This is a genomic window from Ensifer adhaerens, assembly GCF_002940685.1.
GTDB lineage: Bacteria > Pseudomonadota > Alphaproteobacteria > Rhizobiales > Rhizobiaceae > Ensifer > Ensifer adhaerens_E.
Genome location: NZ_PNFP01000002.1, coordinates 532,925 through 557,234 on the forward strand (window position 1 = coordinate 532,925; position 24,310 = coordinate 557,234).

Genomic DNA, 24,310 nt, shown 5'->3' on the forward strand with positions numbered 1-24,310 from the left:
ATCCGTCGCTCGCCAACTTTTTCTGACAGGCAACCAGCGGCCGATCGTACGGGAAGGGGTGATCCAGAACCCGGAATCGGTGCTGAACCCGACGTTCGGCCAGCCGATCCGCGTCGGCCAGGGCGTCGATGTGCGCGGCGCCGTCGGCTATACGGCGGTGCCGTTCGTGGCGCGCAAATCCTTCTCCATGCTCGGTTATCCGCTTGTTGGGATGCGCAATTTCGAACGGAAAGCCGCTTCACACTTTTCCTGAAATTGCAGCAGGAGGCGACCGACCGCACCGGCATTTCCGACGCCTCGAGCGGCATGGCGCCGGACGCGCTGCAGAACATGACGGCGAAGGCGACGGCCCTCGTCGAACCCGCCGCAGCCCTTGCGCAAAGGTGCGCACCATCAGCTCCGTCTGGCCGATGCCCGCCTGTTCACACGCTCTATCCGAATGGATCAAACTTTCATAGAATCAACCCTCGCGGGCATGGCTCTAGAAAAACACCCCACGCCCATGGTCATCTCGAAGGGACCGGACCAAATAGGAAGGGTCAAGGCCCCTCGATTGATGTCCATGGGAACATCGTGCCTTCGAACAGCGACGACGCGCATTGGCCAATGAGATGAGAATGATGGAGCCGAACGAATTCTTGACGAGCATTTATCTGGGTGATCGCGCCTGCAAGGCTATCGTGCTTGATGGCTGGAAGGATGAGGTGAAAATTCAGATCGACTCCATTTCGCGGGTCCGGGGAGAACACTGGGATTACTACACGGATGAGGACGTTGACGACGGCTTCCTCGTGTTCGAAGGCGTCGATCACGTCTCTTTTGATCCACCCGGTTTGATCCCGAACGACGCCATCGGTGAAATCGAATTCCTTGGTTACAAGGACGACCGCTTCATTGTGGTGATCGAGCTTACTCACGGTGATGAGGACTCTAAATACACGACCGTTCGCACGACGATTCGAGCGAAAGCTGTGGCGATCGAGAAGCCGGGCGAAGAAGACGCGCGGATCAGGGACTAGGTCAGCAGAGTTCGGCGGACAGGCCGATTCAACGCTACATCGGCGACTCCCGCGGCAACAATATGATTGAACCGTTGGGAGGGCGCACCGTGCCCGGGAAAAATCCGGTTGACGCACACGCTCTATCCGAACGGATCGAACTACCATAGGCTGAATCCGCAGGGGCACAAGGACGACCCAACTCCGCACGGACATGGTCACCTTATGGGTACGGGTCGGAACAAGAAGGGCCAGGGTCCTTCAATCGATATCGACGGGAATGTCGTACCTTGGAGGAGCCCAGACGCCCACTGGCCCATAAGGAAATGAAATGAAACCGGACGAATTTCTCAAAACCATTTACCTCGGCGACCGCGCCTGCAAAGGGCTTGTGCTCGACGGTTGGAACGAAGAAGTCAAAATCCATATCGATGCTATATCCCGCGTCCGTGGCGACGTTTGGAATTTTCATACGGCCGAGGACGTGGATGATGGCTTCCTTGTTTTCGAAGGCGTCGATCACATTTCCTTCGACCCACCTGGCCGGATGCCAAACGATGAGATCGGCAACATCGAGTTTCTCGGCTATGAGGGCGATCGCTTCACTATCATGATCGAACTCGGGGCTGCCGACGAGACTGCTACCTATGGCTTCATCAAGACCACTATCCGGGCGAAGGCGGTAGCAATCGAGAAGCCGGGTGAAGAAGGCGCGCGAATCAGGGACTAGGCTGAGGCGTGGCGCGCCAGACGCTCGACAATCTCTACTGGCAGAACAACCAGCAGCCGATCGTCCAGGAAGGGGTGATCCAGAACCCGGAATCGTAGACCCAGAAGACTACCTGCGGTACCAGTTACGCGACGGACCTAACGTAACCGTGCGAAGGTATGCAACTACGCCGCAAGAGGAGGAAATCATCAAGGAGCGAGTCTTCAATCTCGGTGGAGCGCCGGCCGCCAATTTTATCGATACCGGTTGCACCACGGGCGTCACTGAGGCGATCAGAGGCATCGGTCCGTTCGGCGAGGTGGAACAAACCATGTGGCCGACGAAGCTTGATAAGCAGCTCCGTCGCATGGACAAGCACGTGGGCGACGCCCACGATGCGGAGAGCCTCCGTCGATTGCTAGCAAGGTAGATGGGCGACCTCCACGTCGACGTCGCCTCGGACTGCCGTTCGCAAGCAGTAATTGCATGGCAATTGAAATACATTGCGTGCGAACGCAATTGCGTCGTAGTTTACCGCGAGATTAGCCGTCCAACCGTCTGGCGGCGCTGCTGCTTTGGCTGACGAGTGGATCTTGCGAGGCTTCTATGCACTATACGCTTCTCAATACCGTGCGTGTGGTTCTCAGCTATATCATCATGCTGGCCTTCGCGGCCTGGGCATACCAACGCTTCTTGACGTTCTCGGCGGCAGCGTCCGTTTCGCTCCTCTATATTTTTGCTTTCATTCCCCTTCCGGCGGTGCGTCTCTGGAAGCGTCTTGCGTACATCACGTTGGCGGCACTGCCTTTGATGATGGTTCCGATTGGCTACTCCGTCCTTTTCCTCCGATCCGGCAACCTCAACGCCTTCTGGGAGACGGTGCAGATCACATTTCTGCTAGGTCTGCTCGGGCCGCAATATCTTGTTTTTCTGATCGCTTACAGTTCGCTTGAACCGGTGGTTGGGAAGTTGGCTGCCCAAAGGCTGGTGCCGGCGGGCGAAGCCTAGCTTCTGGCCGGTCATATTGGGTTGGGATCCAAGACTGTTGAGGCGGCGAGGCTGAAATCGCCCGACTTCTGGAGGCGGCGGGGCTGAAATCGCCCGATCTCTCCTTCACCAAGCCGACGCCCGAGGAGATCCAGCGGCGGATGCAGGCGGCTGAGCCGCAGCAACAGCCTGACGTGGGCATGCAGCAGCTGCAGATGCAGATGCAGCTGGCGAACGAGAAGGCGCGCATGGACGGGGAAAACGCCAGGCGCAAGCTGGAGATGGAGCGCGAGCTGAAGCTTGCGGAGATCCAGCAGAACGGCGCGCTCAAACGCTACCAGATCGACGCCGAACTCAACCTGAAACGCGAGCAGAACCTGGCTGAATGGCCGGTGGCACGGCGCTGACTGCGGCGCATATCGGAGGGATACCGGGATGATCAGAAACACCAGACGGGGCCGTTCCACCTTTCGGGGCAGGACGGACGACGATCTGTACGAAACCGGCGCGCGATCGACGACGGCGCTGGAACTGCGTGATTTCGGCGAAGAGGCCAACAGCCGATTGCCGAACCGGGGGGTCGGACACGAGCGCGACAAGGGCGTGGAGGTGGCTGCGACCTATATCATGTCCAATACGAATCCGACGGGTTGGCCTATTCAAGCTCTGCTTGGCAACAACATGCACAGTGGGCTTTTTATCATTCCCGACAATGGCGATCCTGAAGGGCGTTTCCTCTACGATCCGTCAGGTTCTTACATGAGCAGAGAAATAGGCAGCGGGCGGGCTCTATATGGACCGGAAGTGTCTCCTGAGGACTATCTGCAGTATCAGCTTCGTGACGGCCCCAATGTGACCGTGCGCAAATTTGCAACGACGCCCGAAGAGGAGGCTGAGATCATCCGGCGCGCGGACGAGATTGGCAGCGGGGGATGGGCGGGTTGCACGACTTCTGTGAGCGAGGCAGTCAGCGGCGTTGGTCCTTTTCTCGGGGTGGAGAAGACCGACTGGCCGGTTGTCCTGGATCGGCAGTTGCGCGGTCTGAACAGGCATATGGACGAGGCCGCCGACTTGGAAAGCTTGCGCCGTGTACTGAGGAAGCCCTAAACCCGCTTCTTAAACTCAGGGTGGCGCAAATTCGCCGCAATCTCTAGAGTAGAAATCGCTGGCCTCAACGTTCACCTACGCAACAGCAGATCCGAGAACCAATGCAATACACGCTATGGAATACCGTCCGCGTTCTCGTTTGCTATGCGGTTATGCTGCTTGCTGCGAAACTACTCTATGGGCGTTTCTTCCAGTGGTATATGGCGCCCTATGCCACAACCTATTTTCTTGTGGCATTTGTCCCGCTCCACACAGTCTCGCTTCGTAACCGCGTCTTACTCATCACCGTCTTCATGCTTTTGACGACCGCTGCGCGCGCGTTTCATTGGGCATTCGTGGCTGATGGCACTTTTGATAGCGAGTCGTTTGTGCGGGGCCTGTTCCTGTATTCCCTGCATAGCTGGATCAGCCCCAACTACCCGGTCTTCGTACTCACCTATGTGTTCCTGGAAAGCCGTCTTGTGCGACGGTTTTGTCCGGCGGTCGCGTAACCATCGACGACGGCATCGCCAAGACCGTGGAGGCGGCGGAGCTGAAATCGCCCGACCTCTATTTCACCAAGCCGACGCCCGAGGACATCCAGAAGCGCATGCAGGCGGCGCAGCCGCAGCAACAGCCTGACGTGGGCATGCAGCAACCTGCAGATGCAGCTGGCAAACGAGAAGGCGCGCATGGACGGTGAAAGCGCCAGGCGCAAGCTGGAGATGGAGCGCGAGCTGAAACTTGCAGAGATCCAGCAGATCGGCGCGCTCAAACGCTACCAGATCGACGCCGAACTCCACATGAAACGCGAGCAGAACCTGGCCGAAATGGCCGGCGGTGCGGCGCTCACCACAGATCTGCCCGGCACCGGCAGAGGTAGAAACGGGCAAGGTCCTTCACTAGATATCTTCGGCAACATCGTGCCCTGGAGCAGCCCCGATGCGCATTGGCCAACAAGGAAGTGAAATGAAGCCGGACGAATTTTTAGGGACACTTTATCTGGGCGATCGCGGTTGCAAGGCTGTCTTGCTGGACGGATTAAAAAATGAGGTCAAGATCCAGATAGATTTGATCTCCCGAAAACGTTCGGAGCACTGGAATTTCTATTCAGCGGAAGACGTGGAGGATGGCTATCTCGTGTTTGAGGGGGTCGATCACTTTTCGTTCGATCCGCCTGGTCGAATTCCGAACGAGGATATTGGTGAGATCAAATTTCTTGGCTACGAGGGCGATCGTTTTACCATCGTGATCGAACTCGGGGCCGGCGACGACACCGCCGATTACGGCTTCATCCAGACGACCATCCGCGCGAAGTCGGTGGCAATCGAGAAGCCGGGTGAGGAAGACGCACGGATCAGGGACTAAACAGAATGAAGCCCGACGAATTCCTGAACTCGATCTATCTCGGCGACCGTGCCTGCAAGGCCATCCTTCTCGATGGATGGAATGAAGAGGTGAAGATCCAGATTGATGCCATATCGCGGATCCGGGGAGAGGCTTGGGATTTCTACTCTGCTGAAGACGTGGTGGATGGCTTCCTGGTGTTCGAGGGTGTCGATCACATTTCCTTCGACCCGCCCGGCAACATGCCAAATGATGATTTCGGAGATATCGAATTTCTGGGAATCGAGGGCGGTCGCTTCACCGTGGTGCTCGATATGGGCTTCTGCAACGAGGCCGGAACGTATGGTTCGGTGAAAACCACTATCCGGGCGAAGGCTGTGGCGATTGAGAAGCCGGGTGAAGAAGGCACGCGGATCAGGGATTAGGCTCTTGGTGCAGCCTCCCAGGCGGACGGCTGCGACGGGCCATACACTGACAATGATGCAGGACCAATGTGTGAGATGAACAGATCTATTGAAGCCATGCTGGACGCGTTCATTGCCGCAGATCGTCCGAGCATTCTCCTGGCGAACGAGATCGAGGTTGCGCTGGATGATGCCTACCCGGATAACGACTATGTTTAGGACCTGGTAAGCATGCTTGCCATGTACCGTCCGCAAGGCGGTGAATTTCTTTACGACGCCGAGGCCATGCGCGCCAAATTGGTGCGTGCAAGGGACTATCTGTCCGGGCTGGCCGATTGATCCAGAACGCATGATGGCGCGATTGGCGACACCCTTCGAGACCTGCTAAGAGCAGGGAAACTGGAATGCGGAGGGGCATGAATGTTTCTGATCGACCGTGAACTCGAGATACTGACAGCATTTCGGCGCGACCTGCATCGGCGACCGGAGGTTTCGGGCGAGGAGCGGGAGACGGCGGAAACGATCGTTACCGCACTTGCCGAGACGAAGCCGGATGCGGTGATCACTGGCCTTGGCGGGCATGGGGTGGCGGCGGTCTACGAGGGACGTGAGCCGGGGCCGACTTTGATGGTGCGGGCCGAGCTCGACGGGTTGCCGATCGAGGAAATTTCCGAGATTGCGCACCGCTCTCAGGTTACGGGCAAGGGGCATCTTTGCGGCCATGACGGTCACATGACGATCCTGATGGCGCTTGCCAAGGGATTGGCACAGAAGCGGCCGGCGAGGGGGCGGGCGATCCTGATGTTCCAGCCGGCGGAGGAAAACGGCGCCGGTGCGGCTGCTGTGCTTGCCGATCCGAAATTTGTCGAGATCAGGCCGGATCTGGTCTTCTCGCTGCATAATTTTCCAGGATTAAGCTTTGGCCATGCCGCACTTCGCAGCGGACCGGTCAACTGCGCCTCGCGCGGCATGCGGATTTCGCTTTCCGGCAAGACGGCGCATGCCTCGACGCCGGAGGACGGGGTCGCGCCGACCTTTGCAATGGCCACGTTGCTTCCCGGACTGACGGCGCTCGGCAACAACGGGCCGCTTGATGACGACTACACGCTGGTCACGGTGACGCATGCGCGGCTCGGCGAGGCGGCCTTCGGCATCAGCCCGGGCTACGCCGAGATCTGGGCGACGCTCAGGACGCTGACCGACGAGCGTATGGCCGATCTCGTGGCCCGTGCCGAGGCGCTGGTTGCCGGGGAGGCGGCAGGGCTGAAGGTTCAGATCGGCTATGAGGACGTGTTCCACCAGTGCAGCAATGCGGAACGTGCCGTGACGGCGCTTGAGCGGGCCATGGACGAGGAGGGCGTCAGCCACGATCGCGGCGAAGGCGTGCTGCCGATGAAGGGTTCGGAGGATTTCGGGCTTTTCGGGCGCGTCGCGCCCTCGGCGATGTTCTTTCTCGGCGCCGGCGAGAACCACGCGCGGCTGCACAATCCAGACTATGATTTTCCCGATGGCCTGATCGGCATCGGCGCCAAGGTCTTCATGCGGGCGATCCGCAACGAACTGGGGTGAGGGCGGCGGCCGAAGGTCGCTTGCGCGGAGGTCGTTGTGACTGCACTCTCTGAAACTGTGCAGTTCCGGACCGAAAGCCGTTTCGCGGCAACGCCAGGACATGCGCGGAGGAGGAGCAGGGGATGAGGCAGTCCAGCTTTCGTGTCGCACTTTGCCTGGCGCTTGCTCTTGCCGGGACGGCTATCTCTCGCGCGGCGGATACGCCAGCTGCGGAGGCCGTTCCGGAGCCGCGGCAGACCGAGAATGCCAGCCTGCAAGACTTCATCAAGGCCAATCCGGATTGCCTGGAGTTCACCGACCAGTGCTCGCACTGCGCAGTCGTCAATGGCATTGCCGAATGCTCGACGGCGGAGATTGCCTGTGTCAAGCGGGATAACCAATGCACCAAAAGAGCAGGTAAATAGAGCGGCGCTGGAGCCCGGGCTGCAGACAGGAGCGCCAGCTACTTCCGTTGCCATGCTCTTCGCGCAAACTTCAATACAGCGTGCACCGCCAAGCCGATCGGCATGCCGATGAGGAGAATGAGCGCCAACCGGACCAGGAACGATTGTTCCGGGAAGGTGTGTTCGACAAACCGTATGACCAGAAAGCCGATTGCCAAGTCGGCCACCAGTTCGACGAAATCAAATTTCTTGGATTTTATAGGCACGTGAACACCTGTTGCGGCAGATCGTTGTTTTGACACTTGCACGTTGAAGGCGAGTTGTCGATGCGGGTGGGCGATGGCCCGCAGTGCCTTGTCTCTTGCCACAGGGGCGAGATCGACTTGCCGAGGTTGGCCGGCCCTTCAGGGGTGATGTTCTGCCCTATCGCCCCGACACGGGACATTCTTTCAAGCAGCAATGGACTTCTGCTCTACGGGCCGAAGGCCTGCCACGGACGGAAGTCGATATCAGAGGAGCATCGGATGAATAGATTAAACAAACGGCCTTACGACACTTTTGCGAACGGCCCGAAGACGCAGACGGTTCGGGAGTTGCAAGAATTTGGCGACGAAGCAAGCCGCCGTCTGCCGAACTTGGGCAGGGACCGCTCAAACGCGCGTGATGGCGGCGGCGGTGTAGAGATCGCGCACAGCGATCCTGGAGAGTGGGCCGGAGGGGTTGTTGGCGGTTGGCTGGGTCGCCGTCTGACCAAACGATTCGGAGCGGGAGGCCAGCTCGGGGGCGCTTTGGTAGGGCAATACCTCGGTGAGAAAGTTGGAGCCGGACTGGGGGCCATGCTTGGCGGACCGGTTCCCGAATCCGTGGCGCGGCGTCATGACGCCAGCGGAGCGAGACTACCCGGGCTATTGGGGTTACTCGGGAGATGATGCGGTTGGCGGCTGGCGGCAGGGGCCAAGACAAGAGAAAGCCGTGGCCGCTGAAGCCAGAGGCCTGCCCAACGCTTACGCGGACAGGATTGCGCAGGACTTCGGCAACGAATGGGGCGACGCCTATGAGATTTACGGTCAGAACCCGGACTTCTGGAATGACGCGTATCAGGGCGATCCACGTGCTTCGAAGGGCGGCCCGAAGTCGGCATTGGTGCCACGGACCTCGCGCCTGCCACTGGCACCTGGCAACGGTCGGTCGCCCGATGGTGGTGGCTTCTGGGATGACCGATTTCCGGGCCGTTCCTCGCTACGAGAGGCGCAAGGCCGGTGGCGCGAGTAGCGCTCTTCGCTAAAACCCGCGGGTGACGGCGAGGTAAGCGATCAGGCACAGGACCCAGAATAGCGCGGCAAGGAGCGTGCCCATACCCGAGCTGAGCTGATAGCTGCCGTTTTCCTGGCGCTTCAGGCCCAACCAGTTGAATCCGGTGCCGGCGGCATAGAGGTCTTCGACCTTTATCCTGCCGAAGCTGAGGAGCGGTACGAGGACGCGCGCCACACGATGCAGGAGAAAGCCGACGACGATGATATCGAGAATGTCGAGGACGATCCCAGCGATGGCGTCCAGGGCAACTCCGACTTTCTTCATGCTGCAAATCCCCTAGATCTCAAACCGATGCCACCGCGATGAGGGCGGCGGCAAACAAAACTCAGGCACGCGGTAAAGTGGCGCTCGCCATCGTGCTTTCGCTCATTGGTAACGCGGAACAAAAGCAGAATCAAGCCGCATAGATCTGCACCCTCCATGAGCCGCCAGCCCATGCCGGTTGGCAGAAGCCAGAAAACCATCAACTCAAATTCGTGCGGGCCGCCACCTAGCGCCCCTTGATGGGGCGTCGGAACGAGCGGTCGCGCGTGCAACAAGGATAGTGACATGAATTTCCTGATCAATCAGGGCCTGAAGCAGGTCGGCAAGAAGCTTGGCAAGTCAATGTTTAACGACACGCTCAACGTGCCCGAAGCCTACGCTGACAGGATTGCCCGGGACTTCGGCAATGAATGGCACGATGCCTATGAAATCTACCGCCAGAATCCTGGTTTCTGGGAGGACGCATACGGCAAGGAGGCGCAGGAACTCAAAGGAGGCCCGAAGATTGCTCCGGTCTCTCGCTCCGCTCGACTGCCGGAGGCGCCTGCCCCTGAAACATCTGCCCCAGAAACACCCGGCAATGAAGCACAGCCCAATGGTCGTGGCTTCTGGGACGGTCTGTTTCCCCGTCGCTCTTCCCTGCGAGAGGCGCAGGGCCGATGGCGCGAATAGTCTCAGTTCGTCCGGCGTTTGCAGCTAAAACCCGCGTGTGGCGGCGAAGTAAGCGACCAAGCAAAGGACCCAGATGAGTGCGGCAGCGACCATGCTCATGTCGGAGTTCAGGGGTCGACAAGCGCAATCTGCCAAGCCGCGGCGCGGGATATCTAAGCCCCGAGGATGCGAGGGCCTATGCCGACGACCTTTTGCGCAGCGCTCTTGAGGGCCCGTCGGCATACACGGCAGAAGGGCTGCGGAAATCTCTGGGTAAACTGTCTGAGCGTGGTGACGGTACCTACAGCGCCAGGCCACGGAAGGGCCTGAGTGGCATGCAGGGAAATCTTGAGGGCGTAAAGACCGAACTTAACACCCTGCAGTCCGAGGTCAAGAACGACGACGGGATGGCGGCACTGAAGGATATCGTTTCGTCGATCCAATCGATGCAGGAGCTGCTGGCCGACAAGGAACAACAGGGCTTCTATGAGGATCCTTATAGAAATCAGCCGAAGTTGCCGGACAATTGCGAAGAGCTCCCCTGGAACAACTCATCGCAGGCGCGGCCCATTTCCCTCGGGGCCTCGAATGGCAACAAGGGTGCACCACAGCCCTTCGGCTGCGTAACGCCTCCTACGCCCTGGAACAACCCGAAGCGGCAGCCCATTTCACTGAGGAAAGCGCTCGACACATGGAGGGAGTGAGGGGGCGTTCTGGCTACTTGAGGCTTTCGAGCGCGATGTAGAGTGTGCCGAGTTTCAGGCGGCCGGCGTCTGTCTTGTAGTAGAGCACTTCGGCATGAGGGCGGACGCTTGCGACGGAGGTCTCGTAAGTTCCATCCGCGAAGAAGCAGCAGGGATTGTCGCCATCCCAGGACGACGCAACACGCAGGCGGTAGCTGTCGTAGCCCATGAAGAAGCGTAAGCCGATCTCATAATCGCCGACCGTGAGAGTGCAGACGCTGTCATCGCCGCACCAGTTCGTCGCGTGATCGAAGGTCTTGTCGTCCTTGAGCAGAAAGGCCTTGACGAGGTAGTGCGGCTCTCCCGATTGGCCGCTCGCCGAGGTGGGGGAGGTCGCGGCGGCCAGAAGCAGGGCTGACAATCCCAGGCTCGATAATCTTCTCATGGGTTCCTCGTTCGATAGACGCGCGCGCATGTAACCTAGAGTGGCAGATTGCTCTGGTTCGCACATCGGTAGCGTAGAACAAAAGCAGAATCAAGGCGGCACTCGAAACGACTTTTCGGTCGAAAACGATGCCTTCAACCAAGGTCAGCAGCATGAAACCAGAGGAACGGGCAGCGGCAGCGCGCGCCATTCTCGACGTGCCCTTCTTCGACGCTCTGATGAACGAGCTGGAATGGGCGGCGATCAATGGCTGCATTCATGCCGGCCTCACCGACGATGCCGGCCGGGCGGCCCATGCGGCCGAAGCCCGCGCCATCCGAAACTTCCGGGCCAAGCTCAAGTTCCTGACGGAACAAGCCAAGGCTGACGGCAAGGGCGCACCCGCCTGACGGGCAAGCGCTTTCACTGAGGCATTCTTGGGCGGAAGCAACCGCGTGCGAATGCCTTTCTTACCTAAGAAGGTCACGCCATGACGAACGATAGTGCCAACCTGCCTTTCGGCGGGAGCAAAACCGTTGACCCCGCGACCGGGCTTGACGACGCCGATCTCGATTTCTGGGAGCACGAAGACGAGGCCAACCCGGAGCTGGGAGGGGCGAGCGACCACGGCGCAGAAACAGCCGATGACCGAGGCTATGACGACCGTCCACATCCCGACGACGAGCCGACTGAACCTGACGAGGACGCAGCGGCCAACGAAGGCGAGGATTTTCTGGTCGTGCTCAAGGGCGGCGACGAAGTGCCGTTTTCCGAGCTGAAGCTCGGCTATATGCGCGACCGCGACTACCGCCACAAGACGCAGGACATCGCCAATCGCGGGCGGGCACTGGAAGGCATGGCAAGCCGCGTGGCGCAATCGGCCAACGCCTTTGCCAATCTTCTCGCCAGCCAGATCCCGCCGGAGCCGCCCGAACACATGGCGGCTCTCGACCCGGACGGCTACCGCCGGCAATGGGCGCTGCACCAGGCGGGGCTTCAGAGGATCGACGAAATTCTCTCGATCGCCGAGGCGCCGGCGCGTGTGGTCGAGGCGTTTTCCGAGGCGGCAAGCGACGAACAGCTGGACGTGGAAAACGCCAGGCTGATCGAGGCCTTTCCCGAAACGGCCGACGCGGAAGGGCGTCTCTCCTTCTTTGCCGGCGCCTTCGATGTGGCGGAAGCCCTCGGCTTTTCGCAAGACGAGGTGCGTGAAGTTACCGACCATCGGCTGTTCAAGCTCGCGCATTATGCCCGTCTCGGCCTTGCTGCCGAGCAGGCGAAAAAGCGAGCGATGAGCAAGCTGCAGAGGGCGCCGGCGCCAGTGGCGCGGCCAAGGCCGGCAGGCAAGGCCGAGCAGGCGCCGGGCCGGAGCCGGGAGGCGATGAAGCGGCTGACGAAAAGCGGCTCCATCCGCGATGCGATGGGCGTCGACTTCGACTGAGCGGTGGCGGCTGCCGCCCGATGCTCATCACAAACAGAGTCCGGAAATCCGTCTATCCAGTTGTTTCAATTGGAATCTGTTCCGCATCCGCACCCCACAACCAGGACTGATCTTTTGGCGCTTGTACCCTTGGGTGTGGGCGCTCATGACCTATCTCAATCAATCAAGGACACTATCATGGCTGTCGTAGCAAACACCTTCACGACCTCGCAGGCCGTGGGCAACCGCGAGGATCTCTCCGACGTCGTTTCCCGCATCACGCCCGAGGATACGCCGATCTATTCGCTGATCGAAAAGGGCAAGTGCAACACGCACCACCCGGAATGGGAGACGGACGAACTCGCGGCTCCCGGCGAAAACATCCGCCAGGAAGGCGACGAATACACCTTCGGCACGATCATCGCGCCGACGAGGCTCGGCAACTACACCCAGATCCTGCGCAAGGACTGGATCATCTCCGCCACCCAGGAAGTGGTGGCCGAGGCCGGCAACGTGCAGAAGCGCAAGTACCAGAAGCTGAAGAAGGGCGTGGAGATCCGCAAGGATCTCGAATATGCGATCGCCGACACCAACGCTTCCGTCTCCGGCGCCACCCGCGAGCTCGGCTCGCTGCCGACCTGGCTGGCGACCAACGTTTCGCGCGGGGCAGGTGGCGCCAATGGCGGCTTCAACCCGACGACAGGCCTGACCGTGGCACCGACCGACGGCACGCAGCGCCCCTTCACCAAGGCGATCCTCGACCAGGTGATGCAGACGGGCTACCAGAACGGCGCCAACTTCCGCCACGTCTCGGTTTCGCCTTACGTGAAATCGGTCTTCGTCACCTTCATGTCCGACGCCAATGTCGCGCCGTTCCGCTACGCCGTCTCGCAAGGCGGCGAGCGCAACACGATCGTGGCGACCGCCGACTATTACGAGGGCCCGTTCGGCACGGTGATGATCCATCCGAACCGGGTGCAGGCGGGCAGCGCGAAACTCGCGCGCAACGCCTTCTTCCTCGACACCGACATGCTCTCCTTCCTCTGGCTGCGCAACATCCAGGAGGACAAGGCGGTGGCCAAGACCGGCGACGCCGACAAGGGCGTGATCATCGGTGAGGGTACGTTGAAGGTGCACAACGAAAAGGGCCTCGGCGTTGCTGCCGATCTGTTCGGGCTGAGCGCGGCGAGCTGAGCCGGGCTGGAACCTGACCGCAGCGCGGCTTGAGCGGCTCCAAGGAGCCGCTCTCGTTCGCTGGTGCACCGTGATTGGTCACGCATGCTCAGGTCGGGACGAGGCAGGCAGAACAACCCGAAGCACGTGAGGTGTGAAATGAACCTGGAAGACAAATTTCTGAACTCAATGGGCCTTCCCGTCAGAATTCAATCCGTTCGGGAAGCGATCAGGTATTTTGATGAGAACCCGACGTTGGCGAGCGGCAAGCCCGTCGCCGAAGTGGCGCCGACGCGCGGTGAGAGCGCGCGCTTCCGGCATCCACCGGCGAGTGAACTCATGAGCGGTGATTTTCGCAAGGCGCCGATGCACTATCGGGGTACGCTGACCGATACGACGAGGTTCAGCAAGAACCATCAGGTGTTGCCAGCCGAACGCCTGAAACCGACTACGGCGCATGATAAGCTCTCGGACAGCATCGCCGCACGGATGAAACGGGATCTGCAGCGGCGTCTCTTAGAGGGCGCGCCCGGCTTTGAGGACGGCTTGATGCCCGAACACGTCGCGGCAGGATTTGTTGGGAATGCTGACCATGAAAGTGGTGGGTTTGGGGCGTTGCGTGGCAATCTGTGGCAACAGGGTCATGATACTGGTCGGAATGAAGGCAATGCCCTCGGCAGTCTTCAGTGGGACGGAGTACGGCGTGACGCGCTCCAAAACTGGGCCAATGCGAATGGTTACGACGAACGATCGATCGAACAGGGCTATGAACCGAGCTTCGGCTTCCTGGAGCACGAGCTTCTAAACACGCCGGAAAAGAAAGTCCTGGAGAGGCTAAAGCAGGCGGACAACGCTGACGAGGCAGCGCGCATCATCGAGCGAGGATACCTAAGGTCAGGCGAGCCGAAGCTTGCCGAGCGTCAAAAGCAGGCGCGCCGTGCCATGAGCCTTCCGGACTATGAGCCACCCATGCCAACACCGCGCCCGTCGACAGTTGGCCCTGGTACCCGCCGCACAGCAAGGTAACCTGCTAGATGGGCTCCGTGGCAGGCACGGAAGAGCTAGGGCCATCCGCCTGACGGGGGCAGTCAAGCAGCATTCACGACACGTCCCTGAACAGTCCTTCTGCCAAATTTCTGTTGCATCTGTTCTTGTATTGTTCTACAAACATGGCGGGTCATCAGTGGGCGTGGATCCGGCCTGGTTGCATCGGCGTAAAGGCAGGAAATGGTGGTTCTCTGACCTTCTCATGACAGTTTCCAGGCGATTGTCGGACGCGTTCGAGCAACAATATTCGGGTTACGAGGCGAGTTCGGCAGATGGGGTCCAACATTCTTAAGCGTCTTTGCGCGGTCTTTTGGCTGCTCGTTCTTGCGTCGCATGCAGCGGCGGTCGAGCGGAGCGACGCGGAAGGAGTGCTTGACAGTTTCCTGGCGTGCAAGGCGGACATTTTTTCTCTCCTAACGAGTGACAAGGCAGATTTCCGCGCAATTGCGATCGCCCCTTATGACCACTACCCAGACGGCATAGACGGGCACTACATCGCTTTCGCAGCGCCTGTCGTTGCTCATGGACTGCCGCTTGGCCGGTATGTTCAGTTCGAGGCCGTCGGCATTGCGGTTCCGCACTTCGCATGGGGCTTCGAGGTGGTGCGGAATCTGCCCGAGGTTGCAAATGCGATCGAGGCGCTGCTACCGGGCGCCAAGTTCGTTGCCAAAGATGGTCATCTGCTTGAGTTGAAGCTCAGTACCGAGCTGGAGGCACAGCGCAGCGACACCTCGGTCGCACCGGAGGACAGCTACAGGAAAATCGTCATTCGCCAGGCGAATGACCCTACGCGCACGCTTTTGATGTGCGACGCTTCCAAGGATCGGATGTCGGGTCTGGCGACTGACGAAGAGACGGGAAGGAAGCGCTTTCCTTCACCGGAGGACCTGTTTCCGTCGGTGAAAGGACCGGTTAAAGCCGATAAAATTCTCGACGCTTTCGTCGGCTGCAAGCCCTCGTTCTTCAAAGTGCTGTTGGACGAGAGAAGGACCTTCCCGCGGGTCCGCGTCGAAGCCTTTGAAAGCCCAGGCAATCTGCCTCATGTTCCCGAAGCCGCGAATACCTACAACGAAAGCGTGACCTTCGAGCGTCGCGTCGAGATTGGCGATCTGTCGGTCGTGCGCTTCTTTCAGCGCCGGACGATAGAGGAGGGCAAGCCGACACGCTTTGCCTGGGCATTTCAGGTGAACGCGCCGCCCCGTGAGGTCGCGCGTGCCATTGCTGAGCGGTTCCGGGTGAGATTTTGGGGAGACTATTCTTCGCTGAGCTCAAGGGACGCCGCCAACGGCCCGGTCTCGAGATACCTGGATTTCCGTTCCTATTTTGATCCTGACGAGCAGGCAACCGTAACCTGCGAACCTGATGAAGGCGAAACAAGGGACTTCCGTTTGCCAGCGGCGGAGGAGACTTTCGGATTGGCCGAGCTTGGGCCGCCTCCGATGATCCGTGGCAACAGGCTGGTGAACGCGCTGCTGCAATGCCGGAAGGACTTTTTCACGGCCCTTGGTGAGGAGAAGGACGCCTTCGGCAACGTGACGTTCAAGGATGCGATGGGGCCGTATCGGGAGCATGGAGATGTTGCTCGGGCGGCGCTGCGCGTGGCGTTCGAAAAACCTGTCTATGTCTCGGGCTTTATGCTGACCGGGTACATTCAGCAGCGTGTTGATGTCGCCGGACAGCCAAAGCTGATCTGGGGGTTCCAAACGCCGGGTCGTGAATACGAACTTATCCGTGTCGCGGAGAACCGAACGGGAAGCAGCTATGCCGGGACCGATGATTGGACGCTCGACCTGGATGCTGATGCGACTGGCTATACGCCCTCGGAGGCACTCGGCTTCGCTGACGGCTTCATCGGGTGTGCGACATCGCTCGCTGCCGGCAAGACGCCAGCGGAGCCGGCTGCCCTCTTTTGGAACGAACATAGGAAGTGATCAGGAAGTCCTCGAACTGGTCGATTATGCCCGACGCACGGTGGCGATTGATTCGCGTGAGCGATACTATTTCCGCGAAGCGATCCTTGCGTATGTTCTCTGAATGTTCTACAAGTTCTGCGAGTGAAAAAAAGGGATAAGCGTGCCGGTCGCATTCGTCGGTGCGCTGACGATCAGCCCCGCATTCATTCTCAAATTTCTATTCACAAAGAGCGTTCGGCGTCGGCCGAGGAGGGATCGTGTTCAGGTGGTGCGTGTCGGCCCTGGCGGCTTTGTTTGTCTTGAGTTCTGCGATCCCGGCCGCGTCTTCGCAAGCGTCATCCGCCAGCGCAGAACGGGTGTTCGACGCTTTGCGCGCGTGCAAGCCTGACTTCTTTACGCTGCTGAAGACTGAGCGTCAGGCGTTCGGGCCGGTCCAGATCCAGGTGTTCGATGATCCCAAGAACGCGCTGCACGGACGAGACGCACGAAGCTATTACTGGTCGGCAGTGACGTTCGGGCAACCGGTCGACGCCGATGGCTTCCGCCTTCTGCGCTTCTTTCAGCGACGAGAGATTGTTGCAGGCAAGCCGGACAACTATCGCTGGGCCTTCCAGGTGGATGCTTCACTGAGCGACGTGAGGCAGCGTGTGGAGGAGCGGTACAGCGTGGAACTGTCCAGGCCATGGATCTTGGGGGCCTGGGGCGTGGATCCGGAAGTGGCGTGGGAAGAGCGAGGCGGGATATCTACCCTGCTGCAAATCGCCGGCTATGATGGCGGGACGACGACGATCACCTGCGAACTTGAGGCAAAAGATATCGGCGATTTCCGGATGCCTGAGGCCGTAGAGGTTTTTGGGAGGCCTGAGATCGGGCTGCCGCCTCTCAAGGACACCGACGGTCTGATGAAGGCGCTTCTTTCCTGCAAGCCGGAGTTCTTCACCAGGCTCAAGGAGGAAAGGGCGTCGTTCGGAGAATCGGAAGTCTTCGAGCGGCGGTCCACGGCCGTACCGGCAGCGAGCCAATCAAAACGCAAACCCCCGTTAAATGCCGCCACGATCGTTGTGTTTCCCGCTCCGATCGAAGTCTGGGGTATCGCCGTTACCGGCTATACCCAGCGCACCAACCTGGTGGATGGCAAGCGGCAGTCGATCTTCGGCTTTCAGACGAGGAGTGGGCAAGATCAGCTTGCCAAGGTCCTGCGGTTGCGCACTGGCGCCCAGCCGGTCGAAGGTGGTCGCTGGGAACTCGATCTGACGACCGAGGATACGGGGTATGCGCCATCGTCGTCCTTCAAGATCGCCGATGGGCTCCTCACCTGTGCCGCGCCGGCCGATGAAGCAGAGCCCGACCCTTCCACGCTGTTTACGGTGGCAAGGCACTAATGTCCTACAAATTATGCGGGTTCCCGATCGTGCCCATAAGCGTCAAGCGTCTTTGCACGGTCTTTTATCTGCTCGTACTTGCGACGCCAGCTGCAGCGGTTGAGCGGGTTGATCCGGGAAGGGTGTTTGGCGCGTTCCTCGCCTGCAAAGCGGACATCTTTTCGCTTCTCGGCAGTAACAGGGCGGATTTTGGCGCGGCAGTGATCAGACCCTATGATTGGAGCAGTTCGGACGGAGTGACTGGGCAAACCATCGAGTTCGCAGAGCATGTCGATGCAGGTGGCCTGCCGCTGAGCGGCTATGTCCAGTTTGAGGCCGTCGGCATTGCTGTTCCGCACTTCGCATGGGGTTTTGAGGTCGAACGGCGCGTATCTGACGTGGCCAAGGCGATCGAGGGAATGCTTCCCGGTGCCAGGTTCGTGGCCCAGGATGGCGGTGCGCTCGAGCTGAAACTCGACGCGCAATCGGTTCCACAGGGCGACGCATCGGTTGCGCCGGAGGACAGTTACAGAAAAATCGTCGTTCGGGAGGCGAACAGCCCTTCACGATCCCTCGTAATGTGTGACGCGTCAAAGGATCGAATGGCGGAATTGACGACCGATGAGGAGACTGGCAGGAAGCGCCTCCCGGCTGCAGAGGATCTGTTTCCGTCGGTGAGGCGGCCAGCCGTCAAGACCAACCACGTTCTTGACGCGTTCGTCGCCTGCAAACCCTCTTTCTTCGAGGTGTTGAAGGCTGAAAGACGCATCTTTCCGCGGGTTCGGATCGAGCCTTGGGAGAGCCCGGACAACGCGCCTCACATTCCCGAAGCGGAGAACACCTACAACGAAACCGTGACATTCGAACACCCGGTCGAGATTGGTGGCCTGCGCATCGCCCGGTTCTTTCAACGAAAGACGGTTCAGTCTGGTGAACCGACGCGCTTTGCCTGGGCCTTTCAGGTCGCTCAGACGCCCGATGGAGCCGCTCGTGCTATCGCGGCCCAGTACGGTGTGCGGTTTACGCATTACTGGAGTTTGGTTGAGAAGGATGTCGATGCCACACCGGTTTCGCAGCACCTCACGCTCGGTTCCTACTTTGACCCCGATGAGCAGGCGATGGTGACCTGCGCACCCGACGAAGCCGAGACCAGGGACTTTCGCCTGCCGGAAGGGGCCGAGACTTTCGGCTGGGCTGAACTCGGGCCGCCGCCGGTGAGCCGTGGCAACAGGCTGGTCAATGCGTTGCTGCAGTGCCGGCCGGATTTCTTCGAGGCACTGGGCGAGGAAAGAAATGCCTTCGGGAAGGTGGCGTTCAAGGAAGCTGCCGGCCCATACCGCAAGAATGCGGACGCTGCGCGTGCGCCAATGCGCGTCGCCTTCGAAAAGCCTGTCTACGCCTCGGGTTATATGTTGACCGGGTACATTCAGCGGCGTGTCAATATTGCAGGCGAGACGAAACTGAGATGGGGATTTCAAACTCCCGAAGGCATGGGCAGGATCGAACGCACTACCGAGAGACGCACAGGAAGCGTTCGTGTGTCCGGCAAGGGGTGGTTACTCGACTTGGAGACCGACGAAACCGGCTACACACCATCTCCGGATCTCGAGTTTGATGAGGGATTCTTGGGCTGCACGACGCTGCTCGCATCAGGCGTGGAACCGCCGAAATCCGGCGACCTCTTTTTGAGATAAGACACGGGGGCCGAAGAACGGCAATAGGCTCTTCGGCCAACGCCATTGCGCGTCTCGCGCGGGTCAGGTGGCGCCAATGGCGGCGACAATCCGACGACGGGCCTGACCGTGGCGCCGACCGACGGCACACAGCGCCCCTTCACCAAGGCGATCCTCGACCAGGTGATGCAGACCGGCTACCAGAACGGCGCCAATTTCCGCCATGTCTCGGTCTCGCCTTACGTCAAATCGGTCTTCGTCACCTTCATGTCCGACGCCAATGTGGCGCCGTTCCGCTACGCCGTCTCGCAAGGCGGCGAGCGCAACACGATCGTGGCGACCGCCGACTATTACGAGGGCCCGTTCGGCACGGTGATGATCCATCCGAACCGGGTGCAGGCGGGCAGCGCGAAACTCGCGCGCAACGCCTTCTTCCTCGACACCGACATGCTCTCCTTCCTCTGGTTGCGCAACATCCAGGAGGACAAGGCGGTGGCCAAGACCGGCGACGCCGACAAGGGCGTGATCATCGGCGAAGGCACGCTGAAGGTGCACAACGAAAAGGGCTTGGGCGTTGCGGCCGACTTGTTTGGGCTGAGCGCTGCGAGCTGATTGGCCGCGGGCGTTTTTGCCCGCCTATTTGCCGTTTCGGTACCGCGCCTCAGGGTGCCACCTACCGGAACGCCCCCAAATACCCATTCACCAAGGAGAAAGCACTTGGCCAATCCAATTGCCAAATACGTGAACTATGACAGGCACAACAAGGCTGTCGAGGCTTTCAACAGCCAAAATTATCTGGAGCTCAATCACCTATCGCCTGAAAGGCTACGAGAACTGAGCGGTATTAGAAACGCGAATGCGCATGCCTATGTGAGCGCTATGATAGAGCGCGAAAACTTTCCGGGATTGGCCAAGTCTCTCGGATCCGCACGAGAGTGGCAATCCTGGCTTACCGACAATTGGAACGGGAATGACAACACCAAGGACCACCTGCGTGATGAGTGGAACAATGACGTCGGACGGCAGATAGGACGCTACGCCAAGGAGCGCGATCTTGGCGAAGCGGATGTTATGGGGCTGGTGGATTATGCCCGGCGGAACGGGGACCTGATCCGTTCGATCAGCGACAAAGTGCCTGACCCACGTCTCCAGAGCTATTCGGAGTCGTCCGAGCGTCCATCCTGGTCCGGACCACCCCCGCGCGACTTGCCAGCTTTGGAGGCACTGCACGAAAAGCGGGACCTGCAAAGAATGCAGGCCAACGCAGACAACTGGCAGTCGAAGCCCCCGATACAGGAAGAAGGGTTCTGGAGCGGGCTATTTCCCGGTCGCGGCACGCTCAAGCAGATGATGAAGTCGTGGGGTGAATAACCTTCCGCATAAGCTGTAAAATGAGTGCTACCTCAACCTTGTATTCGTTCATGAAATGTTCTAACTGGGCTGACGTCGAAGTAATCTCTGCAAGTGAGGAGGCGGTATGAAGAAGTGGCTAAAGGTAATGGTCTACACTGTTGTCACTCTCTTCGGGCTGTTCGTCGTGCTGGTCGGGCTGGTGTTGGCGACAATCGATCCATATTCGTTTGAAGACATGAGCCGCGGCGGAATCTGCGAGAGGAGCGGTGATGTAGCGAAGGAATGCGCTATGCCGCCGGAGAGCGCCGAGAAGGTGCTGGCTGCGTTGCTCACGTGCGACACCCAATTCTTCAAGACCCTTGATGAGGAGAAGGCTGTCTTCAAGAGGGCGAATATCGTGGCTCACCCATACAACCTCCTCGACGCGGGCGAGCCGCGGATTTCCGTTGTGCCGTTCTCTCAGCCCGTCGAGGCGTACGGACTTCACATCACCGGTTACGCGCAACAGGCCTTGCCGGGAGAGAGCGACTACACGTGGGGATTTTATGCGTCGGAACAGCCTGACGAGGTCGAGCGCGCACTGGAAACGGCCCGCAGCGACACGTTGGCAGCAAACCCACGTGCCGTCGCGTTCGCGATAGCGGCTTCCGACACCCCCGATTTTCCTGGAACACGGCTTGGTTGTCGCGTTGCCGGGAATGGGGCCTCCGGGATTGCGGACTTGCCTTCAGTTTACGACCTGTTCCTGTCTCGAGACATCACTACAGCACTCTTCGATAAGTTCGATCTCTTCGTTGCGTCGGCGACGAAGACTATTTCGGATTTTGGGCGATAGCGTTTCAAGAGCCCAATGGGTCAGGGGAAATGGAGGGGCTTGGAGCGATCTTGGGGCAATTTGAGAGCGCTTCTGAACCCAAAATCGCTCGTCAACTACAGGAAAATCGTCATTCGCCAGGCGAACGACCCCAGGCGCACGCTTTTGATGTGCGAGGCTTCCAAGGATCGGATGTCGGGTCTGGGCTCTTCTTGGAAGTGGCGCAACGTCGGTCGCGGGGACGGTTGGAGGATACTATGCGGGAGGCTGCGGGCCTGGACTACTGAGGGAAACCGGAAGGGCTGTCGGGCGAGGCGGCTTCAATGGTGACCTGAGGGGCCTGCGTTGAAAGCGATCCGGGTCTATCCGACGTAACGTTGGCCAGATTCTCTCTCTTGGGCCTGAGATATGTACCATCTGAAAGAAGCACTGATATTTGCAGCAATTGCCTACTTGTTCATCTCCCTCCTCGATATTGCCTTCAAGCTGACACCAAGACTGACGGCCATTCCAAGGACAGTCGGACGATTTGTCGCCGCCTTGCTGGCGGTACTGTTTGTCAGATACCTGCTGTTGCCGCTTTAGGTTGGTACATAGGAGCCGCTGCATCGGGAAGCGTTGGCCGACGACGGCTCGACGATCTCAGTTCGGCGTGTGCTGTCTTGTCCGTCTGGATTTGAACCGCATTTTGACTTTGTGGATGCCTGCGGGAGGCGTCCGTCTCGGCGAGGCGCGCTACCACTTCGATCGCAACCGGCGCGGCGTCGACCGTTCGACGCGGCTTTTATTGGTGCCGTTGTCGTGCGTTGCCCCACGGAGGCCTGACGACCTTGCCGACGCAAGCGGGGCTTCCTGGATGAGCCAATGAAATCCGTTGCCGCCCGTGCACCCGAGCGACCTTGGGACCTGGCGCGGGCGCCACCAATATCGATTCATGACACCAGACACCAGATGCGGGCTGATGGTCCGCGCCCGATCGCCTTCAGAAGAACAACTCTCGCCAAGGCGGCTCTCCGGAGCCGCCTTTTTTCATGGAGACATCAATGTCCGATACAAAAATGCCCGTACCCGTTCGTCTTGTCTACGACGTCTGGTTCCGGGACGATGAACGCACACCCGCGGGTGCTGTCGTATCCGTCACCCTTGAAGCGGCGAAGGCACTGATCGCGGCCGGCAAAGCCGAGCGCGCCGATCCCTTGCCGGGAGAATGAGCCATGGTGATCCGCGATGGAGCCTGGACGCTCTACGATCATGACAGGATAACCGGCCGCTCGGTCTGGCACCTCTTCGACGGGGAGAAGGACGTCTACCGCGTCGATTACCCCGTCGACAATCTCTTGAGCGAAAACCAGGAGGTGCGCAACGGCGCCGAGAAGGCCTGGCGCGGCGACTGGCACCGCGTCGCCTCGGTTCCGCTCAACGTTGCGCATGCCTCGGGCTTGGTGAAGGCCCATTCCGAAGGCGATGACCGTTTCGTCAAACGCTTCCTCAACGACGGCGACAACCGTGCCTGGCGCACCAAGGAGGGCAGGCTATGAGCATCATTGCTGATTACGCCGCCTTGCTTGTCGATGCGGGCGAATATAGCGGGCGCAACGATATCGCCCATCTGTTCCCCCGTTTTGTCGGCCTTGCGGAACTCAAACTCAACCGGATGCTGCGTGTCAGCGACATGGAGGCGACGGCGGCGATCGCCGTCGTCGAGGGCGATGCGCCACTGCCAACCGATTATGTCGAGGCGCGGCAGGTGTCGAGCGCGAGTGGTCGGCCGATCCGCGCCATGGCGTTGCAGCAGCTTGCCGAAAACCGATCTGCCGGCTCTGGCGCGCCGCTCGGTTATGCGGTCGTCGGCAACCGGATCAAGGCTTTTCCGGCCGGCAGCTATGGCCTGACCATGACCTACTACGGCCGGATCCCACCGCTTTCGGCCGCAGACCCGACGAACTGGCTGCTCCAGAAAGCGCCGGATGTCTACCTCTATGGCCTGGTCGAGGAGATTGCCATCTGGGAGCGCGACGCCGGCAAGGCCGCGGCGGCGCAACAACTGAAGATGGCGGCGCTTGCAGGGCTCGGCGTCGCCGATGAACGCGCCCGCTGGGGCGATGCCCAGATGACCGTTGGAGGCGTGACCCCATGACCTTGCTTTCCGCAATCAATGAGGTCTGCGATATCGTTTCGCTCGACCGTTTCGACAGCATTTATGGATCGAACGACCCGAATGCACAGACCATGGTGGCGCTGGCACAGGAGAGTGGCGAGGAGATTTCCCGTCGCGGTGACTGGCGGCGCCTGCTGAAGCAGCACGTGGTCGTGATTTCGCCAACGGCCTTGCCGGCAGACTATCAGCGGCTGACGCCGGGCGGCGCCGTCCGGACCGCATCCGGCGGAAGCTTCCGGCCGATCACCAACAGTTCGCAATGGGCCGCAGTCACGGGGATCGGGTCGGCGCAACCGTTTTTCTTCCTCCGTGACAACCAGTTGCTGTTCTCACCGGCGCCGGCAGGCGTGGGTGCCGTCATCGACTATGTTTCCAGGAACTGGGTGCTCGGCGATCCGCACGAGGAACGCGATACGCTGAACGCGGATGATGACCGGACACTGTTTCCGGAGCGTCTGCTCGGCAAGGGCATTCTCTGGCGATGGAAACGGCAGAAGGGGCTGCCCTTCGACGATAGCCTTGCCGAATTCGAAGCCGATCTTCTGCAGGAGATCAACGCCGACCGGGGGGCCTCATGAA

Annotated in this window: 33 protein-coding genes and 2 pseudogenes; 32 read left to right on the forward strand and 3 right to left on the reverse strand. The window is 59.9% G+C overall.

The features are described from left to right. Positions 1–16 precede the first annotated feature (16 nt). From C1A35_RS05885 to C1A35_RS05955, 14 genes and pseudogenes are all read left to right on the forward strand, one after another. Positions 17–366, forward strand: a pseudogene (locus C1A35_RS05885) (portal protein); the annotation flags it as partial. A gap of 251 nt (positions 367–617) precedes the next feature. Further along, the gene (locus C1A35_RS05890) at positions 618–1,019 is read left to right on the forward strand and encodes a DUF6258 family protein (protein WP_234822770.1); all 402 of its coding nucleotides are present in this window, start codon (positions 618–620) and stop codon (positions 1,017–1,019) included. A gap of 310 nt (positions 1,020–1,329) precedes the next feature. Continuing rightward, positions 1,330–1,728 carry a DUF6258 family protein gene (locus C1A35_RS05900; protein ID WP_104663376.1) on the forward strand — a complete coding sequence of 133 codons (399 nt, stop codon included), beginning with the start codon at positions 1,330–1,332 and terminating at the stop codon, positions 1,726–1,728. Between the two features lie 585 nt (positions 1,729–2,313). Then, positions 2,314–2,715 (forward strand): hypothetical protein, encoded by a 402-nt coding sequence (locus tag C1A35_RS05910; protein WP_104663378.1) that lies wholly within the window; start codon positions 2,314–2,316, stop codon positions 2,713–2,715. Positions 2,716–2,855: 140 nt separating this feature from the next. Beyond that, positions 2,856–3,101: a hypothetical protein gene (locus C1A35_RS05915; protein ID WP_234822773.1), complete on the forward strand. Its 246-nt coding sequence runs from the start codon at positions 2,856–2,858 to the stop codon at positions 3,099–3,101. A 28-nt stretch (positions 3,102–3,129) separates the two neighbouring features. Beyond that, on the forward strand, positions 3,130–3,801 hold the full coding sequence (locus C1A35_RS05920; RefSeq protein WP_234822774.1) for a hypothetical protein: 672 nt from the start codon (positions 3,130–3,132) through the stop codon (positions 3,799–3,801). 101 nt (positions 3,802–3,902) lie between these two features. Continuing rightward, on the forward strand, positions 3,903–4,292 hold the full coding sequence (locus C1A35_RS05925) for a hypothetical protein (RefSeq protein ID WP_104663379.1): 390 nt from the start codon (positions 3,903–3,905) through the stop codon (positions 4,290–4,292). Further along, the gene (locus C1A35_RS05930; protein WP_104663380.1) at positions 4,274–4,483 is read left to right on the forward strand and encodes a hypothetical protein; all 210 of its coding nucleotides are present in this window, start codon (positions 4,274–4,276) and stop codon (positions 4,481–4,483) included. Before C1A35_RS05925 ends, C1A35_RS05930 begins: the two co-directional genes overlap by 19 nt. Further along, positions 4,473–4,748: a hypothetical protein gene (locus tag C1A35_RS36330; protein WP_104663381.1), complete on the forward strand. Its 276-nt coding sequence runs from the start codon at positions 4,473–4,475 to the stop codon at positions 4,746–4,748. The genes C1A35_RS05930 and C1A35_RS36330 overlap by 11 nt, the downstream gene beginning before the upstream one ends. 1 nt (position 4,749) lies before the next feature. After that, positions 4,750–5,148, forward strand: a complete 399-nt coding sequence (locus tag C1A35_RS05940) for a DUF6258 family protein (RefSeq protein ID WP_104663382.1) — start codon at positions 4,750–4,752, stop codon at positions 5,146–5,148. A gap of 5 nt (positions 5,149–5,153) precedes the next feature. After that, positions 5,154–5,552, forward strand: a complete 399-nt coding sequence (locus tag C1A35_RS05945) for a DUF6258 family protein (RefSeq protein WP_104663383.1) — start codon at positions 5,154–5,156, stop codon at positions 5,550–5,552. 75 nt (positions 5,553–5,627) lie between these two features. After that, positions 5,628–5,750, forward strand: a complete 123-nt coding sequence (locus C1A35_RS37050) for a hypothetical protein (RefSeq protein ID WP_272939251.1) — start codon at positions 5,628–5,630, stop codon at positions 5,748–5,750. A gap of 201 nt (positions 5,751–5,951) precedes the next feature. Continuing rightward, complete coding sequence (locus C1A35_RS05950; protein ID WP_104663384.1) at positions 5,952–7,100, forward strand: amidohydrolase; 1,149 nt, start codon at positions 5,952–5,954, stop codon at positions 7,098–7,100. A gap of 122 nt (positions 7,101–7,222) precedes the next feature. Next, the gene (locus tag C1A35_RS05955) at positions 7,223–7,504 is read left to right on the forward strand and encodes a hypothetical protein (RefSeq protein WP_104663385.1); all 282 of its coding nucleotides are present in this window, start codon (positions 7,223–7,225) and stop codon (positions 7,502–7,504) included. 38 nt (positions 7,505–7,542) lie between these two features. Here the strand turns inward: C1A35_RS05955 and C1A35_RS05960 are convergent, their stop codons facing one another. Further along, positions 7,543–7,851, reverse strand: a complete 309-nt coding sequence (locus C1A35_RS05960) for a hypothetical protein (protein ID WP_158664988.1) — start codon at positions 7,849–7,851, stop codon at positions 7,543–7,545. 604 nt (positions 7,852–8,455) lie between these two features. On the opposite strand from C1A35_RS05960, the gene C1A35_RS35790 reads away from it, so the two are divergent. Then, positions 8,456–8,755, forward strand: a complete 300-nt coding sequence (locus C1A35_RS35790) for a hypothetical protein (protein ID WP_158664989.1) — start codon at positions 8,456–8,458, stop codon at positions 8,753–8,755. Between the two features lie 9 nt (positions 8,756–8,764). Here C1A35_RS35790 and C1A35_RS05965 read toward each other — a convergent pair whose 3' ends face one another. After that, positions 8,765–9,061, reverse strand: coding sequence for a hypothetical protein (locus C1A35_RS05965; protein WP_104663387.1), 297 nt, complete (start codon positions 9,059–9,061; stop codon positions 8,765–8,767). Positions 9,062–9,346: 285 nt separating this feature from the next. On the opposite strand from C1A35_RS05965, the gene C1A35_RS05970 reads away from it, so the two are divergent. Together C1A35_RS05970 and C1A35_RS05975 are read left to right on the forward strand one after the other, a co-directional pair. Then, the gene (locus tag C1A35_RS05970; RefSeq protein WP_104663388.1) at positions 9,347–9,733 is read left to right on the forward strand and encodes a hypothetical protein; all 387 of its coding nucleotides are present in this window, start codon (positions 9,347–9,349) and stop codon (positions 9,731–9,733) included. A 314-nt stretch (positions 9,734–10,047) separates the two neighbouring features. Beyond that, complete coding sequence (locus C1A35_RS05975; RefSeq protein ID WP_104663389.1) at positions 10,048–10,416, forward strand: hypothetical protein; 369 nt, start codon at positions 10,048–10,050, stop codon at positions 10,414–10,416. A 13-nt stretch (positions 10,417–10,429) separates the two neighbouring features. On the opposite strand, the gene C1A35_RS05980 is transcribed toward C1A35_RS05975, so the two are convergent. Beyond that, on the reverse strand, positions 10,430–10,840 hold the full coding sequence (locus tag C1A35_RS05980; protein ID WP_158664990.1) for a hypothetical protein: 411 nt from the start codon (positions 10,838–10,840) through the stop codon (positions 10,430–10,432). Between the two features lie 152 nt (positions 10,841–10,992). Between C1A35_RS05980 and C1A35_RS05985 the strand changes: the two genes are divergently transcribed. From C1A35_RS05985 to C1A35_RS06045, 15 genes and pseudogenes are all read left to right on the forward strand, one after another. Next, positions 10,993–11,229 (forward strand): hypothetical protein, encoded by a 237-nt coding sequence (locus C1A35_RS05985; RefSeq protein ID WP_104663473.1) that lies wholly within the window; start codon positions 10,993–10,995, stop codon positions 11,227–11,229. A gap of 80 nt (positions 11,230–11,309) precedes the next feature. After that, on the forward strand, positions 11,310–12,260 hold the full coding sequence (locus tag C1A35_RS05990; protein ID WP_104663391.1) for a hypothetical protein: 951 nt from the start codon (positions 11,310–11,312) through the stop codon (positions 12,258–12,260). Between the two features lie 177 nt (positions 12,261–12,437). Next, positions 12,438–13,433 carry a DUF5309 domain-containing protein gene (locus tag C1A35_RS05995; protein WP_104663392.1) on the forward strand — a complete coding sequence of 332 codons (996 nt, stop codon included), beginning with the start codon at positions 12,438–12,440 and terminating at the stop codon, positions 13,431–13,433. A gap of 138 nt (positions 13,434–13,571) precedes the next feature. Continuing rightward, entirely contained in the window at positions 13,572–14,438 is an 867-nt protein-coding gene (locus C1A35_RS06000) for a phage tail tip lysozyme (protein WP_104663393.1), read from the forward strand. A 293-nt stretch (positions 14,439–14,731) separates the two neighbouring features. Next, positions 14,732–16,390, forward strand: a complete 1,659-nt coding sequence (locus tag C1A35_RS06005; protein ID WP_104663394.1) for a hypothetical protein — start codon at positions 14,732–14,734, stop codon at positions 16,388–16,390. A 239-nt stretch (positions 16,391–16,629) separates the two neighbouring features. Continuing rightward, positions 16,630–17,754, forward strand: a complete 1,125-nt coding sequence (locus C1A35_RS06010) for a hypothetical protein (RefSeq protein ID WP_104663395.1) — start codon at positions 16,630–16,632, stop codon at positions 17,752–17,754. Then, the gene (locus tag C1A35_RS06015; protein ID WP_104663396.1) at positions 17,754–19,427 is read left to right on the forward strand and encodes a hypothetical protein; all 1,674 of its coding nucleotides are present in this window, start codon (positions 17,754–17,756) and stop codon (positions 19,425–19,427) included. The genes C1A35_RS06010 and C1A35_RS06015 overlap by 1 nt, the downstream gene beginning before the upstream one ends. 51 nt (positions 19,428–19,478) lie before the next feature. Next, positions 19,479–20,018, forward strand: a pseudogene (locus tag C1A35_RS06020) (SU10 major capsid protein); the annotation flags it as partial. Positions 20,019–20,123: 105 nt separating this feature from the next. Continuing rightward, on the forward strand, positions 20,124–20,777 hold the full coding sequence (locus C1A35_RS06025) for a hypothetical protein (RefSeq protein WP_104663397.1): 654 nt from the start codon (positions 20,124–20,126) through the stop codon (positions 20,775–20,777). 106 nt (positions 20,778–20,883) lie between these two features. Then, positions 20,884–21,594, forward strand: coding sequence for a hypothetical protein (locus tag C1A35_RS06030; protein WP_104663398.1), 711 nt, complete (start codon positions 20,884–20,886; stop codon positions 21,592–21,594). 387 nt (positions 21,595–21,981) lie between these two features. Continuing rightward, positions 21,982–22,158 carry a hypothetical protein gene (locus C1A35_RS35795; RefSeq protein ID WP_158664991.1) on the forward strand — a complete coding sequence of 59 codons (177 nt, stop codon included), beginning with the start codon at positions 21,982–21,984 and terminating at the stop codon, positions 22,156–22,158. A gap of 458 nt (positions 22,159–22,616) precedes the next feature. Then, positions 22,617–22,784: a hypothetical protein gene (locus C1A35_RS36335; RefSeq protein WP_199772866.1), complete on the forward strand. Its 168-nt coding sequence runs from the start codon at positions 22,617–22,619 to the stop codon at positions 22,782–22,784. A 3-nt stretch (positions 22,785–22,787) separates the two neighbouring features. After that, on the forward strand, positions 22,788–23,111 hold the full coding sequence (locus C1A35_RS06035) for a hypothetical protein (RefSeq protein WP_104663399.1): 324 nt from the start codon (positions 22,788–22,790) through the stop codon (positions 23,109–23,111). Then, complete coding sequence (locus tag C1A35_RS06040; protein WP_104663400.1) at positions 23,108–23,710, forward strand: phage adaptor protein; 603 nt, start codon at positions 23,108–23,110, stop codon at positions 23,708–23,710. Before C1A35_RS06035 ends, C1A35_RS06040 begins: the two co-directional genes overlap by 4 nt. Then, a complete protein-coding gene (locus C1A35_RS06045) occupies positions 23,707–24,309 on the forward strand; it encodes a phage adaptor protein (RefSeq protein WP_104663401.1) in 603 nt (200 codons plus the stop codon). The genes C1A35_RS06040 and C1A35_RS06045 overlap by 4 nt, the downstream gene beginning before the upstream one ends. The last annotated feature ends 1 nt before the right edge of the window (position 24,310 follow it).